The following is a 673-nucleotide window of genomic DNA, read 5'->3' as shown; positions in this document are numbered from 1 at the left end:
ACAATGACCATCAGCGGCTCAGGGGCGATGAAGGGTTATAGTTGGTACTCTGGTAGCCCTGCAACCCAAAAGAAAGACAACGTAAAAAAAGTTGTGATTCAAGAGGGTGTTACAAGCATCGGAAATTCTGCGTTTTACAATTGCAGCAATTTAAAAAGCATTGAAATTCCAGAAGGTGTCACAAGCATCGGAGCTTTTGCGTTTTACAATTGTGGCGGCTTAACCAGTATCGAAATTCCAGAAACTGTCAAAAGCATCGGAAATGGTGCGTTTGCCGGGTGTGGCGGCTTAACTAGCCTCGAAATTCCGAGTGGTGTCACAAGCATTGGAGATAATACGTTTTCCGGTTGCAGCAGCTTGACAGACATCACGATTCCAGATAGTGTCACAAGCATCGGAAATTCTGCGTTTTCCGGTTGCAGCAGTTTAACAGACATCACGATTCCGGAGAGTGTCACAAACATTGAAGATTCTGCGTTTGAGTATTGCAGCAGCTTGACAGGTATCACAATTCCAGAGAGTGTTACAAGTATCGAAAGGTATGCGTTTCGGAATTGCACCGGCTTAAAAAGCATTACCATTCCAAAGAGTGTTGAAAGCGTAGGAGATGAAGCATTTTCCGGCTGTACTGCTCTGACTGAGGTGCTTCTTGAAGGCGGCTCTACGCTGACAA

At 45.2% G+C, this 673-nt stretch carries 1 protein-coding gene; it reads left to right on the top strand.

Annotated elements, in window-relative coordinates; genetic code table 11:
- Positions 1 to 3: 3 nt before the first annotated feature.
- Positions 4 to 673 (top strand): leucine-rich repeat domain-containing protein (locus RUMCAL_RS01585; RefSeq protein WP_156902377.1); only part of this gene is annotated, 670 nt, incomplete at its 3' end.

Origin of the sequence: Ruminococcus callidus ATCC 27760 (assembly GCF_000468015.1) — a bacterium.
In the GTDB taxonomy this organism is placed as follows: domain Bacteria; phylum Bacillota; class Clostridia; order Oscillospirales; family Ruminococcaceae; genus Ruminococcus_C; species Ruminococcus_C callidus.
This window is presented reverse-complemented; position numbering and strand designations above follow the sequence as displayed.